Source organism: Streptomyces sp. RKAG290 (assembly GCF_023701695.1).
Taxonomy (GTDB): domain Bacteria; phylum Actinomycetota; class Actinomycetes; order Streptomycetales; family Streptomycetaceae; genus Streptomyces.
In genome coordinates, this window is sequence record NZ_JAJOZC010000001.1 from 1,818,267 (window position 1) to 1,833,861 (window position 15,595).

The 15,595-nt window shown below is 70.8% G+C and carries 11 protein-coding genes and 1 pseudogene; 8 read left to right on the forward strand and 4 right to left on the reverse strand.

Features of this window, described 5'->3' with window-relative positions; genetic code table 11:
- Positions 1-29: 29 nt before the first annotated feature.
- The 4 genes from LNW71_RS07585 to LNW71_RS07600 all read left to right on the forward strand — a co-directional run bounded on the left by LNW71_RS07585 (position 30) and on the right by LNW71_RS07600 (position 3,415).
- Positions 30-1,640 carry an acyl-CoA carboxylase subunit beta gene (locus LNW71_RS07585; RefSeq protein ID WP_250967525.1) on the forward strand — a complete coding sequence of 537 codons (1,611 nt, stop codon included), beginning with the start codon at positions 30-32 and terminating at the stop codon, positions 1,638-1,640.
- 20 nt (positions 1,641-1,660) lie between these two features.
- Positions 1,661-1,894 carry an acyl-CoA carboxylase epsilon subunit gene (locus LNW71_RS07590; RefSeq protein ID WP_250967526.1) on the forward strand — a complete coding sequence of 78 codons (234 nt, stop codon included), beginning with the start codon at positions 1,661-1,663 and terminating at the stop codon, positions 1,892-1,894.
- A gap of 109 nt (positions 1,895-2,003) precedes the next feature.
- Positions 2,004-2,768 (forward strand): alpha/beta fold hydrolase, encoded by a 765-nt coding sequence (locus tag LNW71_RS07595; protein ID WP_250967527.1) that lies wholly within the window; start codon positions 2,004-2,006, stop codon positions 2,766-2,768.
- A gap of 377 nt (positions 2,769-3,145) precedes the next feature.
- Complete coding sequence (locus LNW71_RS07600) at positions 3,146-3,415, forward strand: PqqD family protein (protein ID WP_250967528.1); 270 nt, start codon at positions 3,146-3,148, stop codon at positions 3,413-3,415.
- 89 nt (positions 3,416-3,504) lie between these two features.
- Here the strand turns inward: LNW71_RS07600 and LNW71_RS07605 are convergent, their stop codons facing one another.
- Entirely contained in the window at positions 3,505-4,119 is a 615-nt protein-coding gene (locus LNW71_RS07605; RefSeq protein ID WP_250967529.1) for a TetR/AcrR family transcriptional regulator, read from the reverse strand.
- Positions 4,120-4,382: 263 nt separating this feature from the next.
- On the opposite strand from LNW71_RS07605, the gene LNW71_RS07610 reads away from it, so the two are divergent.
- From LNW71_RS07610 to LNW71_RS07620, 3 genes are all read left to right on the forward strand, one after another.
- Positions 4,383-7,091 (forward strand): AAA family ATPase, encoded by a 2,709-nt coding sequence (locus LNW71_RS07610; protein ID WP_250967530.1) that lies wholly within the window; start codon positions 4,383-4,385, stop codon positions 7,089-7,091.
- 307 nt (positions 7,092-7,398) lie between these two features.
- On the forward strand, positions 7,399-8,061 hold the full coding sequence (locus tag LNW71_RS07615) for a 4'-phosphopantetheinyl transferase superfamily protein (protein WP_250967531.1): 663 nt from the start codon (positions 7,399-7,401) through the stop codon (positions 8,059-8,061).
- 438 nt (positions 8,062-8,499) lie between these two features.
- Positions 8,500-9,453, forward strand: a complete 954-nt coding sequence (locus LNW71_RS07620; protein ID WP_250967532.1) for a hypothetical protein — start codon at positions 8,500-8,502, stop codon at positions 9,451-9,453.
- Positions 9,454-9,722: 269 nt separating this feature from the next.
- Here LNW71_RS07620 and LNW71_RS07625 read toward each other — a convergent pair whose 3' ends face one another.
- Both LNW71_RS07625 and LNW71_RS07630 read right to left on the reverse strand, forming a co-directional pair.
- Complete coding sequence (locus tag LNW71_RS07625; RefSeq protein WP_250967533.1) at positions 9,723-10,973, reverse strand: Ig-like domain-containing protein; 1,251 nt, start codon at positions 10,971-10,973, stop codon at positions 9,723-9,725.
- Positions 10,974-11,239: 266 nt separating this feature from the next.
- Complete coding sequence (locus LNW71_RS07630; protein WP_250967534.1) at positions 11,240-12,472, reverse strand: Ig-like domain-containing protein; 1,233 nt, start codon at positions 12,470-12,472, stop codon at positions 11,240-11,242.
- A gap of 299 nt (positions 12,473-12,771) precedes the next feature.
- Here LNW71_RS07630 and glgX point away from each other — a divergent pair.
- Positions 12,772-14,903: pseudogene (gene glgX, locus LNW71_RS07635) on the forward strand (glycogen debranching protein GlgX).
- 12 nt (positions 14,904-14,915) lie between these two features.
- On the opposite strand, the gene LNW71_RS07640 reads toward glgX, so the two are convergent.
- Positions 14,916-15,566: a response regulator transcription factor gene (locus LNW71_RS07640; protein ID WP_250967535.1), complete on the reverse strand. Its 651-nt coding sequence runs from the start codon at positions 15,564-15,566 to the stop codon at positions 14,916-14,918.
- Between the last annotated feature and the right edge of the window lie 29 nt (positions 15,567-15,595).

Sequence of the window (15,595 nt, forward strand, 5' to 3'; positions counted from 1 at the left end):
GCACCGTCGAGCCATGGATGGGTGGGACCATGACAGCGATTCAGGACGCCCCGTCGAACAGCGTGGGCGAGAGCTCCGCGGCACCCCGGCCGGATCTGCGCTCGCTCGTGGCCCAGGCGGCGGAGCTGAAGAGCGCGGCACGCGAGGGAATGGGCCCGCGCTCCACCGAACAGCAGCACGCGCGGGGGAAGCTGACCGCGCCGGAGCGCCTGGAACTGCTGTTCGACGCGGGCACGTTCCAGGAGGTGGAGCCGCTGCGGCGGCACCGTTCCACCGGCTTCGGCCTGGAGCACCGGCGGCCGAGCGGCGACGGGGTGATCACCGGTTGGGGCCAGGTCCACGGCCGTACCGTGTTCGCGTACGCGCATGACTTCAGGGTCTTCGGCGGCTCGCTGGGCGAGGCCCACGCGCAGAAGATCCACAAGGTGATGGATCTGGCGCTCTCGTCCGGCGCGCCGTTGGTGGGGCTGAGCGACGGCGCCGGGGCACGGATCCAGGAGGGTGTGACGGCACTCGCCGGGTACGGCGGGATCTTCCGTCGCAATGTGCGGGCGTCCGGGGTGATTCCCCAGATCAGTGTGATTCTCGGGCCGTGCGCGGGCGGTGCCACCTACTCGCCGGCGCTGACCGACTTCGTCTTCATGGTGCGGGACATCTCGCAGATGTACATCACCGGCCCGGATGTGGTCCAAGCCGTCACCAACGAGCGGGTGACGCACGAACAGCTCGGCGGAGCGGAGGTGCACGCGACGGTCTCCGGTGCGGCCGGCTTCGTGTACGACGACGAGGCGGAGTGCCTGGAGGAGGTCAGGCACCTGCTTTCGCTGCTGCCGGCCAACAACCGCGAACTACCGCCCGAGGCACCGACCGACGACCCCGCGGACCGGCGGTGCGAGAGCCTGCTCAGCCTGGTGCCGCACCACGCCAACCAGTCGTACGACATGCGCGCGGTGATCCGGGAGATCGTCGACGACGAGGACTTCTTCGAGGTCCACGCGCGGTGGGCCACCAACATCATCTGCGCGCTCGCCCGGCTGGACGGTCACACCGTCGGCATCGTGGCGAACCAGCCCGCCTCGCAGGCCGGGGTGCTGGACATCCACGCCTCGGAGAAGGCGGCGCGGTTCGTCCAGACCTGCGACGCGTTCAGCATCCCCCTGGTCACACTGGTGGACGTGCCGGGCTTCCTGCCTGGCACCGACCAGGAGCACCGGGGCATCATCCGGCACGGCGCCAAGCTGCTCTACGCCTACTGCGACGCGACCGTCCCCCGCGTCCAGGTCATCCTGCGCAAGGCGTACGGCGGCGCGTACATCGTGATGGACTCGCGCTCCATCGGGGCCGACCTGTCCTTCGCGTGGCCCACCAACGAGATCGCCGTGATGGGCGCGGAGGGCGCGGCGAACATCGTCTTCCGCCGGGAGATCGCGGCCGCGCCCGATCCCGCGGCGGCCCGCGAGCAGCGGATCAAGGAGTACCAGCAGGAGCTGATGCACCCTTACTACGCGGCGGAGCGCGGCCTGGTCGACGACGTGATCGATCCGGCCGAGACCCGTGCGGTGCTGGCGCGCTCCCTGGCGATGCTGCGGACCAAGGACGCGCCGGTCCCGGCCCGCAAGCACGGCAACCCCCCGACCTGAGCTGTGAGGAGCGAAGGACCATGACCTCTCCCCCGCACGCCCCGGCGGCCCGGCCCACCGGCCCGGACCGCTCCGGACCGGCGCTGCGTTTCCTCGGCGGCGTGCCGTCCAGCGAGGAGATCGCCGCGGTGACCGCGGCGCTGCTGAGCCTGCGCCGCGCCCCGGCTGCCGGGCCGGACAACCGCCTTGCCACCGCGCCCCGGTGGAGCACGGCGCCTCGCCACCGCCCACCCGGAAGCTGGGCGGCGCGATGAGGCACCCGGGCGACGTGACGGCCGGGCGGGTGCCGCCCGCAGGCCGCGTCGAGGGCGTCGGCGCCGCGGCAGACCTGGACCGACAGCGACAGAAGGATGTAGAGCACTGATGACGGACGACTCCCGGGAGACCGGACCCTGGATCCGGCGTTTCCATCCGGCACCCGAGGCACGCGCCCGCCTGGTCTGCTTCCCGCACGCGGGCGGATCGGCCACCTACTACTTCCCGGTGTCGCGTGCGCTGTCCCCGGCGATCGACGTTCTCGCGATCCAGTATCCGGGCCGCCAGGACCGCAGGAACGAACCCTGTGTCGAGGACATCGAGCAGCTGGCCGATCTCGTCGTCGAGGAGCTGCGGCCCTGGGGGGACGTGCCCCTGACCCTGTTCGGCCACAGCATGGGAGCCACTCTCGCCTTCGAGGTGGCCCGCAGGCTGGAGGCGTCGGGAACACCGCCGCGCACGCTCTTCGCCTCCGGCCGCCGGGCGCCGTCCCGGGTACGTGAGGAGACCGTGCACCTGGCGGACGACGACCGCCTCATCGCCGACATCGCCCAGCTGAGCGGGACGGATTCCGCGGTGCTGGGCGACCCCGAGATCCTGCGCATGATCCTCCCGGCGATCCGCAGCGACTACAAGGCCGCGGAGACCTACCGCTTCCGGCCCGGGCCGCCGCTCGGCCTGGACGTCGTGACGCTGGTCGGTGACGACGACCAGCAGGTGACCGTCGAGGAGGCCGCGTCGTGGCGTACGCACACCACGGCGTCCTTCGAGCTGAAGGTGTTCCCCGGGGGCCACTTCTACCTGGACTCCCAGGTGGCTCCGGTCCTCGACCTGATCCGCTCCCGCATGAGTGCGGCGACGGTGGGATCGTGAACGGGCCGGGCGCGCGGGCCGGGCGGCCCGCGTGCCCGGCCACCCACGGGTGAGGGCGCCGGGACCGGCGTCCGTCCCGGGAAGTCCGCTGCCGCATGCCCCGGAGTCATCTCCGGGGCATGCGTGCTTCATGTCCACGGGCAATGCAATCCGGACAGAGTTGCGCTTCCCTCACCAGAATCTAGACGACCGTACTAGACTAACGTCTATCGCGGCATCGGGCAGCCTGCCCTCATGAGCCGATGTGCGAGGCAGTCCCGGTCGGCGCCCTGACGCACCGACCCGACAGACATCCCATCCCCCGCCCCGCGTACACGGTCACGCCTCCTTCTCACGGTTGGCCGTCACCGACCGGCTAGTCGACTACGGAGGCCAGAGTGCCGGTACGACCAGAACACGGCGTCACCTCACGCGTCACCGAGGACGGGTACCTCGAATTCCTCACCTCGGCGGACGGCGCCAGCTACCGGTGCAGCCCCGTCGCCGCAGCCATGTGGATCGCGCTGCGCCAGCACAACGGCCAACTCGGCCCGGCGGCCGAGATGCTGGCCGAGCTGTGGTGTACGGACCCGGAGAACACCCGCACCGACATGGACATCTGGGTCAGCGAACTGCGGGACGCCGGACTCATCCGCGACGAGCCCTGAGCGGGCGGCGCGCGGCAGCGGCCCGTTCCCGGGCAGCCGATCGCCCGTCGAACCCTGCCGCACCCCGGACCGTCGCGCCGCCGTCGCCTTCAGGCGGCCGGGCCCGAGCCGGCGACCGCACCCTGGTGCAGCACCAGGATGGACCGCATCGCCTCGGCCAGGTCACGGCCGGAGGGCGCGGTCTCCGGCGAGAACAGCCAGAGTGACATCACCCCGTTGAGCAACGCGGCGTAGAACCGGCCGAGGGTGTCCGCCATCTGCTCGTCGACCTCACTCTCGTCCACGCCGTGGAAGAGCGCCACCAACGCCGACCAGCCGAACGGCTGCGCCCGGGAGAGCCCCTCGCGCATCTGGGGCAGATCCTCCGCATGCACGGCGACCTCCACGCTCAGCGCCCACAGCGGTTTGCGCTCCGGGAAGATCTCGACGATGCGGTTCCAGACCATCTCGAAGCGCTCGATCGTCGACGTCGCGGATTCGAGGTCGGCCCCGATCGCGGTGCCCGGCCCGAACTCGTCCGCCCACTCCTGCATCGCCTGGACGTAGGCCTGCACCAGCAGGGCGTCCTTGGAACCGTAGTGGTAACCGATGGACGCCAGAGCGGTTCCGGACGCCGCCACGATGTCCCGCGCGCTGGTACGGGCGAAACCCTTCTCAAGGAGACAGCGCTTCGCGCCTTCCAGAAGATCTTCACGGTGACCCACAGCACCACCCTTGCCTAGAAGTCGTCGGGGCATCTTAGACCGCCCGAACTCCCCTGGAACTGACATGCGTTGACTCGTGACCGCCGATCACACGCCGCCTCGCCGAGCGTGCAGCTTGTGGCCACTAGAGGATGAGTCGAGCGTGCGCCACACTCATGAGCGTGTAGCGTACGCACACGCGTTCCATATACGCCGCACGTGTTCCAACGGGGCTTTCCCCTCTGACGGGGGAGCCGGTCCACAGCTTGGGTACGGGGGACAGAGTGGAATTTGCCGAAAGAGAGCCGGAGCTCCGGGCACTGCGCACCGCGCTCGGCGAGTGCAGGAGTGGCGCGGCCCGCATCGTCCTCATCGAGGGCGCCGCCGGATGCGGCAAGAGTGAACTCATCGACACGCTCGCCGAATGGACCGGCGAGGGCGACGACTTGGAGCTGCGGGCGTTCGGTTCACCGACCGAGCGGGAACTGCCGCTCGGCCTGATGCGGCAGCTGACCGGGGACGCACCGGCCGGCGCGCTCCCCGAGGTCTCCACCGCCCCTGACGGCCAGCCGCAGGTCAGCGCGATGCGGGAGTTCCAGGCGGCGCTGGAGCGGCTGAGCGCCGACACTCCGCTCGTCATCACGGTCGACGACGTGCACCACGCGGACAGCGCGTCACTGCGCTACCTCCAGCACATCGTCCGGCACGGCCGCTCCACCAGGATGCTGCTGGTACTCACGACCCCCCTCCACCAGGACGGCCAGGACGCCTCCTTCGGTACGGAGCTGCTGCGCAGCCGCAACGTGCGGCGCCTGCGGCTGCGCCGGCTCAGCCCCGAGGGTTGCGTGCGGGTCGCGGCCGGCTTCCAGGGCCCCACACCGCGCGAGGCGCTCTCGGGTGAGCTGCACGCGATCAGCGGGGGCAACCCGCTGCTGCTGCGCGCGCTCCTGGAGGAGTACCGCTCCGCTCCGGCCGGCACCGACACCTTCCGCCCCGAGCAGGGCGGGCTGTTCGGGCAAGCGGTCCTGACCTGCCTGCGGCACAGCGGACCGCACATGCTGGATCTCGGGGCGGCACTCGCCGTACTGGGCGAGGCGTACACGCCGGAACGGGCCGGCCGGCTCCTGGGCGTCCCGGCGTTCGCCGCCGCGCAGTCGGTCGCCTCGCTGTCGGCCTCCGGAATTCTCGACGGTCACCGCTTCCCGCACCCGCACACAAAGACGGCGGTCCTGGACCAGGTGCCCGCCGACGTGCTGGCCGGCCTGCACCTGCGTACCGCCGAACTCCTCCACCCGGAAGGCCGGTCCGTCACCCAGGTCGCCGGGCACCTCCTCGCCGCCGCCCAACTGGGTGGATCGCTGACCGGCATCCCCTGGGCCGTGGACGTGCTGCGGGAGGCCACCGAGGATCTGCTCACGCACGGCGACCCCGCCCGCGCCACGGAGACGCTCGAACTCGCCCACGAGCTGAGCCGGGACGAGCAGCAGCGCGCCGACATCAAGACGCGGCTCGCGGCCGTCACCTGGCGGGTCAATCCCGGGCGGGCGGAGAAGCACCTGTCCGCCCCGCTCGCGGTGCTGCGCTCCGGCCGCCTGGCCGCCGAGCGCCTGGCCCCCCTGGCCGAACTCCTCACCTCCCAGGGCCGGATCGCCGAGGCCGCCGAGGTGATGTCCATGATCCTCACGGAGACCGCGGCGAGCGACTCCGGCGGCCAGGAGGGGACCGCGAACGGGTCCCGTCCGGCCGGGGCACCGGGCACGCCCGGGGTCCGGACCGAGCATCCGCGCGGACCCGGCGGGGGAAGACCCGCGGCCGAACCCGAGGACAGCGCGGAGACCAACGCCGCCGAGCGCCTCCTGCGTACGACCGTCCTCACCGACGGGACGCTGGAACCCGTCATGCGCGCTCTGCGCTCCCTCACCTACTTCGGTCACCCCGAGCGGGCCGCCGTCTGCTGCCGTGAGCTGATCACCGAGGCCGAGCGGCAGAAGGCCCCCGCGTGGCAGGCCCTGTTCTCCTCGGTACTCGCGGCGGTGCTGCTCCGCATGAGTGATCTGCACGCCGCCGAGGAGTACGCGCGCCGGTCGCTGGACTGTCTGCCCGAGCAGAGCAGCAGCGCGTTCATCGGGAGCCCGGTCGCCATTCTGATCCGGGCGCGCACCCTGATGGGTGACCATGCCTCCGTCGCCCGCCAGCTCCACCAGCCCGTCGCGGAAACACTGTTCAAGAGCACCCACGGCCTCGCCTACCTGCGTGCCCGCGGGCTCTACCTCACGGCGACACATCAACTCCACGCCGCACTGGGTGACTTCATGGAGGCGGGGCGGCTGGCCAAGAGCTGGGGTGTGGACCGTCCGGCCATGCTGCCCTGGCGTACGGACGCGGCCGACGTACTGTTCCGGCTCGGTGAGACGCAGCGGGCCAAGGCGCTCGTGGAGCAGCAGTTCGCCGACCCGGACGCCCGTCGGCCGTGGGTGCGTGGCATCAGCCTGCGTCTACGCGCGGTGACCTCGGATCCGCGTCAGCAGCTGGCCCTGCTCAACCAGTCGGTCGACGAACTGAGCCGCTCCGGCGACCGGGTGGAGCTGGCCCGCTCGCTGGCCGCGCTGGGCCGCGCGCTGCGGGCGGTCGCCGAGCCGGCCCGGGCGGACGCGGTGATCCGCAGGGCCTGGAACCTGGCCAGGGAGTGCGGGGCCGAGCCGCTGTGCGAGGAGATCTCCCCGGAACTCGGCCCGGAGGACCGGATGCGCCGGGGCGGTTCCCCGGATGAGTACCGCTCCGATCTCGACACGAAGCTGAGCGACTCCGAGCGCCGGGTGGCCACCCTCGCGGCGAGCGGTTACACCAACCGCGAGGTCTCCCTGAAGCTGCACATCACCGTCAGCACCGTCGAGCAGCACCTCACTCGCGTCTACCGCAAGCTCAACATCACGCGCCGGCAGGATCTGCCGGTGGACCTGCACCTCGCGGTCTCCACAGCCGAACGTGTCTGACCAGGGCTTTCCGGGCGCCGTGTGAAACCCGGCATCGGCCCCGGCCGGCCGCGGACCTCACACCGCCCCGCCATGACGCACCCTTGGCGAGACCCGGCACCCGGAGGCGGCCCGCCGCGAAGCGTGCGCCACCCGACGGCGGGACGGAAGCCGGGGCACCCACTCCCCACGGCGCACCACCGCTCCCCTGCACCACGTCGGAAGGACTGACCTCCGTGACCCATGGAAAGCTGCGCGCGCTCGGCGAGCGGTACGTCGCCGATGGAAAGATCCGGCGCATCACGCCGTCACCCCGGCGGCACGCGGCATGATCGAAACCCTGCTCCCGCCGGGGGTCGCCACCGTCAGCGCCTTCGGCGACCTGTCGCCCGGCGAGGACCGCGGGCTCTTCCCGGCAGAGGCGGCGGTGGTCGCCCGGTCGGTGGCGCGCCGGCGCGCCGAGTTCACCACCGTACGGCTGTGCGCCCGGCGGGCCATGGACCAACTCGGTCTGGAACCGGTTCCCCTGCTGAACGGGAAGCGGGGTGCGATCCGCTGGCCGGACGGCGTGAGCGGCAGCATGACCCACTGCCTGGGTTTCCGCGCGGCGGCGGTCGCCCGCACCGAGGTCGCCGTGTCGCTGGGCATCGACGCGGAACCGAATCTGCCGTTGCCGGACGGCGTCCTGGAGACGGTCTCGCTGCCGCGGGAGAGAGCCGGGCTCACCGAACTGTCCTGGCGGCGCCCGGACGTGCACGGGGACCGGTTGCTCTTCAGCGCCAAGGAGTCGGTGTTCAAGACCTGGTATCCGCTGACCGGGCTGGAGCTCGACTTCATGGAGGCGGAGCTCGCCTTCGACTCGGCGGGTACGTTCTCGGCGCGGCTGCTGGTACCCGGGCCCGAAGTGGCCGGGCGGCGTCACAGCACGTTCGCCGGGCGCTGGGCGGTGGGGCGCGGCTTCGTCCTGACCGCGATCGCACTGCGGGGATGAACTGAACGACCGGTCCACGCGGTGAAAACCGGGCGAATCTTCAACTAACCCCTTCGCTTCACAGGGCCGTCCACATACGTGGAACGGCCCGAACTGGAGTAAAGGGGAAGTAAATGAAACGCATTAATTGAGTAAATACTCTTCTATGAGCAACCCTCTCGGTTACGCTCGTGACCGACCAAGCCCCACTCCGATTTGCTTTACCAGCAATTCAACGCGTGGTGAGTTCTTACTGATTCAGCGCCACCCATACGACTTCTCGGGCACTTCTGTGTCTTTTTTCGTCGACCGCTCCAAAGGTTTAGGCTCTTCCTTCTCCACCGCACGGCCGTACCCTCGGATAACTCGTGAGCGAATTCATGCTTTATTTCTCTTCACGAAATCCAGATACCTTAGAGTTGACGCCCAATGATCTGCGGGTACAAGGGGGAACAGCGCATGCCGGCAGCCAGAGGGTCCCACTCGGTGGGGGAATGCACACCGCTCGATCACGGCGGGTCGACGCATCGGTTCACCGAGGAGAGCCGGTTCGAGCGCGAGGACGTCGCCGCACTCATCGCCCAGGTGGGCGCGGAGGAGACCGGGGCGATGCTGGCCAGGGTCCTCGGAGCGCAGCTGCGCCGACGTCGCGCGGAGGGCGCCCGCGGGGAGGACCGGCCGGATCCGGCGGGTTCGCCCTCCTCCGTCACTCCTCCCCCGGCGGACGGCCCCGGGGACGACACGTCGGCGCTGCACGCGCTGATCACCGGCATGAGCACGCGCTGCCAGGAGGAACTCCTCCTGGTCCTGCCCAGTGGCGCCCGCCCCTGCCGGGCCTTTCCGGCGGCCCGGACCATCGCCCTGGACCTGCTCGACCGCGGGGTGCGGGCGCGGCTGATCTACCAGCACGCCATCCGCGGCGACCTGGTCACCCGAGCCCTGGTACGTGAACTGACCCAGCACGGGGCCGAGGTCAGGACCAGCGCGGAACTGATCGATCCGCTTTTCGCCTTCGACCGGCAGGCACTCGTCCTGCCCCGCTCCCCCGATGCGCACCGGGAGGCCGGCGTGGCGACGGCGGTCGCGGTGCGGGACCCGGCCGTGGTCGCGTTCGGCTGCGCCGCTTTCGAGAACCTGTGGAACACCGCGAGCCCGTTCAATCCCGACGCAAAGAACACCTCGCACACAACGGATGACTTGAAGAAGTCGATAGTGCGCCTTTTAGCGAGGGGCCACAAGGACGAGATGGTGGCTCGCCGGCTCGGCATATCGGTCCGTACGTGCCGTCGCCATATCGCTGAAATAATGGACGAACAGGGAGCCCTCAGCCGCTTTCAGGCGGGCGTTCGCCTGACCCGTGCGGGGCTGGTCGACGAACCCTTTCCGTCGCATCTGACAGCCGACCCGGAATGAAGCCCTAGCCGCCGGATAAACCCCGGCCCGCAGAGGGATCTGCGCACTCGACATACGCGGCCGGAACATCATCCACGTAACGAAACGGACTGTCGCGCACGTACCGAATAGGTGCCGAAATGCGGCTCCACGGCACCCTGCGTTTCTCCCACATGACAACGTCGGCCTCCCGGGCCGTCCAAGGGCTGGGAAGCCGACGTCTCACGGGCCCGTCGCCAACGGAGTCCGTCCGTCGGCGGCGGGCCCGTCCGCGGTCGGTGGAGCAGGACCTACTTGGTCCACTCCGACCAGTTCATGTTCCAGCCGTTGAGGCCGTTGTCCGGCGGGATCGTGCTGTCGTGGGAGTTCTTCACGACCACCACGTCGCCGATGAGCGAATGGTCGAAGAACCAGGCCGCCGGGGTGCCCGGGTCACCGCCGCCGCGAGCGTCCAGCATGCCGACGCAGCCGTGGCTGGTGTTGGTCGAGCCGAAGACACCCGGACCGCCCCAGTAGTTGCCGTGGATGAAGGTGCCCGACGTGGACAGGCGCATCGCGTGCGGCACGTCCTTGATGTCGTACTCACCGCCGAAGCCGACGGTGTCCCCGTTCATCCGCGTCACCCGGAGCTTCTCGCTGATGACCATCTGGCCGTTGTACGTGGTGGTGGCCGGGGCCCCCGCGGAGATCGCGATGTCCTTGATCTGCTTGCCGTCACGGACGACCTTCATCCGGTGCGAGCTCGCGTCCACGGTGCTGACCTGCCGGCGGCCGACGGTGAACGACACCGTCCTGACCTGCTTGCCGTAGACCCCCGGACGCCCCTCGACACCGTCGAGGTTGAGCTTCACGGTCACCTTGGTCCCCGCGGCCCAGTAGTCCTCGGGCCGGAAGTCCAGACGGTCGTTGCCGAACCAGTGGCCCTCGACCTGGACGGCCGGCTCGGCCGTCACCTTGATGGCCTTCTCGACGGCCTCCGGGTCGGTGATGCCGCGGGTGAAGTGGATCGAGACCGGCATGCCGACGCCGACCGTGGAACCGTCCTCCGGGGTGTACTGCCCGATGAAGGTGTTCTGCGGGACCAGCGTGGTGAAGGTGGTGTCCTTCGCCGACTCACGGCCCTTATCGTCCTTCGCCACCGCGTGGACCTTGTACTTGGTCGCCGAGGCCAGGTGCTGGTCAGGCTCCCAGCTCGTGCCGTCCGCGCCGATCTTCCCCTCGACCTCGGCCCCCTTGGGGTCGGAGACCTTGACCGTCGCCAGCTTCCCCTGCTCGGCCGAGATCTTCAGCGCGCCGCTGGTGGCGACGGAGTCGGCACCGTCCTTCGGCGCGACAGTCACCACGGCCTGCGAGGCGCTGGTGTCGTCGGTCTTCGCCGTGTCCTTGCTGCCCTTGCTCCCGCCGTCGGTGTCCCCGCCGCCGCATGCCGTCACCAGCAACAGCAGCGCGCCCAGTACCAGAGCCAGCAGTCCGGTGGCCCCGCGCCCACGCCGCCTGCTGTCCGCCCCTGCCGGTGCCCCCGATATCGGCTGCCCGTTCAATGTGGTCGTCTCCCCTCGCAGGGCCTGGCCCCGCCAAGACCCTGGGAACCCGCAGGCTCCCGCCCCCGCGCGCTACACATGCGCGCTCAGCGAAAGATAATCACACCGACTGCGGGCATCTCTCCCCGGGAATGTCACCGTTCAGTCCCAACTGATGCCCGGACTTCGCCTGGTCACGGGCGGTAGCGGCGGGGTGGGGCCGGGACGGCGGACGGCGCGGCCGCGGTGGCCGCGCCGTCCGGGGCTCGTGGCGGGCCGCCTCGCCGTCAGCGCAGGGCGGAGCCCGCCTTCCACTGGGCCCAGTTGAGATTCCAGCCGCTCAGCCCGTTGTCCGGGGCGACCTTCTTGTCCTTGGAGTTGACGACCTCGACGACGTCCCCGATGAGCGTGCGGTCGAAGAACCAGCCGGCCGGGGTGGACCCGCTGCCGCCCTGCTCGTCACGGAGCCCGATGCAGCCGTGGCTGACGTTGGTCGAACCGAAGACGTCGTCGTCCGACCAGTAGTTGCCGTGCAGGAAGGTCCCCGACTCGGTGAGCCGGATGGCGTGCGGGACGTCCTTGATGTCGTACTCGCCGCCGTAGCCGACGGTCCGCCCGTCCATCCGGGTCACCTCGTGCATCTCGCTGACCACCATCTTGCCGTTGTACGTGGTCGTCGTCGGGGAACCGGCGGTGACGGGGACGGTGGAGACGAGCTGCCCGTCCTGGCGCACCTGCATCGTGTGCGCGGCCGAGTCCACCAGGGACACCTGCTCCCGGCCCACCGTGAACCGGACCGTCTTGTGCTGGGTGCCGTACACCTTCGGCGCCCCCTCCACATCGCGCAGCTTCACCTCGACGGTGACCCGGGTGCCCGGCTGCCAGTAGGCGGCCGGGCGGAAGTCCAGCCGGTCGTCGCCGAACCAGTGCCCGGCCACCTCGACCGCCGGATCGCTGGTCACCCGGATGGCCCGCTGCACCGCCGCCCGGCGGGTGACCGGGCGGTTGAACTCGAAGGACACGATCATGCCGGTGCCCACCGTGGACCGGTTCTCCGGTTTGAAGTACCCGATGAAGCGGTGTTCGGGCACCGCCGTGGTGAAGGTGGTGTGGCGGGCCGAACGGTGCCCCGCACCGTCCACCGCCACCGCGTCGACGCTGTACTTGGCGGCGAGCCCGAGGCGGCCCGCCGCCCCCTGCGGGGTCCAGGAACGGCCGTCCTTCGCGATCAGGCCCCGCACCTCCTGTGCCTGCGCGTCCTCGATCCGGACCACCCTGACGCTCTCCAGCCTTCCGTCGGGGACCTTCACCTCGACCCGGCTGTCCGGTCCGACGTCCTCGGCCCTGTCCTGCGGCGTGATCCGGATCGCCTCCTGCGGCGACCGCGGCTTCCCGCCGATGATCGAATCCGTGCCTGAACAGCCGGTCAGAACAGCCAGTGCGGCCAGTACGGCGAGCAGTCCGGACCGTGACAGCACGGTGGCCGCATGCGCCCCTGCCTTCTTCGCTACGTGGTTCACATACCGCCCAACGACGGGGGCGGGCCGGGGGAAACGTGAGTGCGGGCCCCGTCGTGGGCAGAACAGAGGGGACGACCACACTCGGGGAGCCACGGCCGGGACGCCGCGTGCTCCCTTTCGGTGCCGGTCCCCCACGAGCCGCGGGAGGCGAGCAGGTGTCGAGCGCAGCCGAGCAGGAGGCAGTACCGAAGACAGTGCAGGGATCGGCCGGACATGCGGTGGAGCGGATCCCCGTCACCGGATCCGGGCAGTCCGTCGAGCAGGGACAGCGGCCGCCGGCCGTGTGGCCGGGTACGCCCATGCCGCTCGGAGCCCGTTACCGGGTGGGGCCCGACGGGGTGGCGGGCACCAACTTCGCGCTCTGGGCCGGCGGGGCGGAGGCCGTCGAGCTCTGCCTCTTCGACGAGGACGGCAGCGGGCGGGAGGCGGAGACCCGCCTCCCGCTGACCGAGCTGACCCACGAGATCTGGCACGGCTTCGTGCCCGGGGTACGGCCGGGGACGCGGTACGGCTACCGGGTGCACGGCCGCTGGGACCCGTGGACGGGCGCCCGCTGGAACGCGGCGAAGCTGCTCCTCGATCCGTACGCACGTGCCGTGGACGGCTCCTTCACCCTTCCGGCCGAGGTGTACGGCCATGTGAGGGACTGGCCGCAGCAGCAGGTCGCCGACACCGTCCGCGACGAGCGGGACTCCGCTCCGTACGTCCCCAAGGGGTGGTCGTCCACGACGACGACGACTGGGCCGAGGACCGCCGGCCCAAGACCCCCTGGGCCGACTCCGTCATCTACGAACTGCACGTCCGCGGCTTCACCAAGCGCCACCCCGGCATCCCCGAGGAGCTGCGGGGCACGTACGCCGGTCTCGCGCACCCCGCGGCCATCGACCATCTCAAGCGCCTCGGGGTGACGGCCGTGGAGCTGCTGCCGGTGCATCAGTTCGCCCACGAGGACCATCTGCTGAGGCGCGGGCTGCACAACTACTGGGGCTACAACTCGATCGGCTACTTCGCCCCGCACGCCGCGTACTCCGCGAGCGGCACCGCGGGCCAGCAGGTCGGCGAGTTCAAGCGGATGGTCCGCGCCCTGCACGACGCGGGCATCGAGGTGATCCTCGACGTGGTCTACAACCACACGGCGGAGGCGAGCGAGCTCGGCCCGATGCTGTCGTTGCGCGGCATCGACAACCGCGGCTACTACCGGCTCCAGTCCGACGCCCGCAGATACGCGGACTACACCGGGTGCGGCAACACCCTGCACGTGGTGCAGCCGAACGTCCTGCGGCTGATCACCGACTCGCTGCGGTACTGGGTGACCGAGATGGGCGTCGACGGGTTCCGCTTCGACCTGGCGGCGGCGCTCGCCCGCTCGATGCACGACGTCGACATGCTGTCCCCGTTCCTCGCGGTGATCGCCCAGGACCCGGTGCTGCGCCGGGTGAAGCTGATCGCCGAGCCGTGGGACGTCGGCAACGGCGGCTATCAGGTCGGGGCCTTCCCGCCGCTGTGGACCGAGTGGAACGACCGCTACCGCGACGCCGTACGGGACTTCTGGCGCGGCGCGCTGCCCGACGTGCGCGACCTCGGATACCGGCTCACCGGATCGAGCGATCTGTACGCGTGGGGCGGCCGCCGCCCGTACGCCTCGGTCAACTTCATCACCGCGCACGACGGCTTCACCCTGCGGGACCTGGTGAGTTACGAGCAGAAGCACAACGAGGCCAACGGCGAGGGCAACCGGGACGGCACCTCGGACAACCGGGCCTGGAACTGCGGCGCCGAGGGCGAGAGCGACGACGCCGGGGTCAACGCGCTGCGCCGCCGCCAGCTGCGCAACCTCCTCACCACCCTGCTGCTGTCGACCGGCGTGCCGATGCTGGTCGCGGGCGACGAGATGGGCCGCACCCAGGGCGGCAACAACAACGCCTACTGCCAGGACAACGAGGTCAGCTGGGTCGACTGGACGCTGCTGGAGCAGCCGCAGTGGCGGGGGCTGACCGAGCTGACGGCCCGCGTGCTGGCGCTGCGCCACACCCATCCGGTGCTGCGCAGGCGGGCGTTCTTCTCCGGCCGGGCGCAGGCCCCGGACGGGCTGCGGGACCTGGCGTGGTTCACCTCGCAGGGGGCCGAGATGACGGAGGAGGACTGGTACGCCCCGGCCTCGACGGTCGGACTCTACCTCTCCGGGCGCGACATCCCGGGCCGGGACGCCCGGGGCGAACCGGTGACCGACGACAGCTTCCTCGCGGTCCTGCACGCCGGTGGCCGGCCGGCCGGCTTCCGGCTGCCCGGGCCGCCGTGGGCGGACGCGTACGAGCTGGTCCTGGACACCTCACGGGAGGACCAGTCCGCCGCACCGGGCACGGTCCACCGGGGCGACACGGGCCTCACGGTGCCGGCGAGGTCGCTGCTGCTGCTGCGGGTCCGGGAGTGAACCGCGGGGCGGTCAGCCGAGGATGCCGCGGTCGTACGCCACGGCGACGGCGGCCGCGCGGTCCTTGGCGCCCAGCTTGGCGAAGATGTGGGTGAGGTGCGTCTTCACCGTGGCCTCGCTGATGAAGAGGTTGGCGGCGATCTCCCGGTTCGAGGTCCCCTTGGCGACGAGTCCGAGCACCTCGCGCTCGCGCGTGGACAGCGTCTCGCTGCCGGGCGGGACGGGTGTGCGCACCCGCGAGACGAGCCGCGAGGCGACGGCGGGTGACAGCACGGTGCGGCCGTCGGCGGCGGCGCGCACCGCGTTGAACAGCTCCTCGCGCGGCGCGTCCTTGAGCAGGTACCCGGTCGCACCGGCCTCGATCGCGGGCAGCGTGTCGGAGTCGGTGTCGTAGGTGGTGAGGACCAGGACCCTGGACCGGGCGCCGCGCCGGGTCAGTTCGGTGATCGCCGCCACTCCGCCGCCGCCCGGCATGCGCAGGTCCATCAGGACGACGTCGGGATCGAGCCGGAGGGCCATCTCGGCGCCCTCGACGCCGTCGGCCGCCTCGCCGAGCACCCGGAACTCGGCCGCCGAGTCGAACATGCCACGCAGCCCGTTCCGTACGACGGGGTGGTCGTCCACGACGATCAGCGTGATGACGCGTGCGGGTTCCTGGGCCATAGCGGCCCACCGTACTGTGCCGGTGCGGG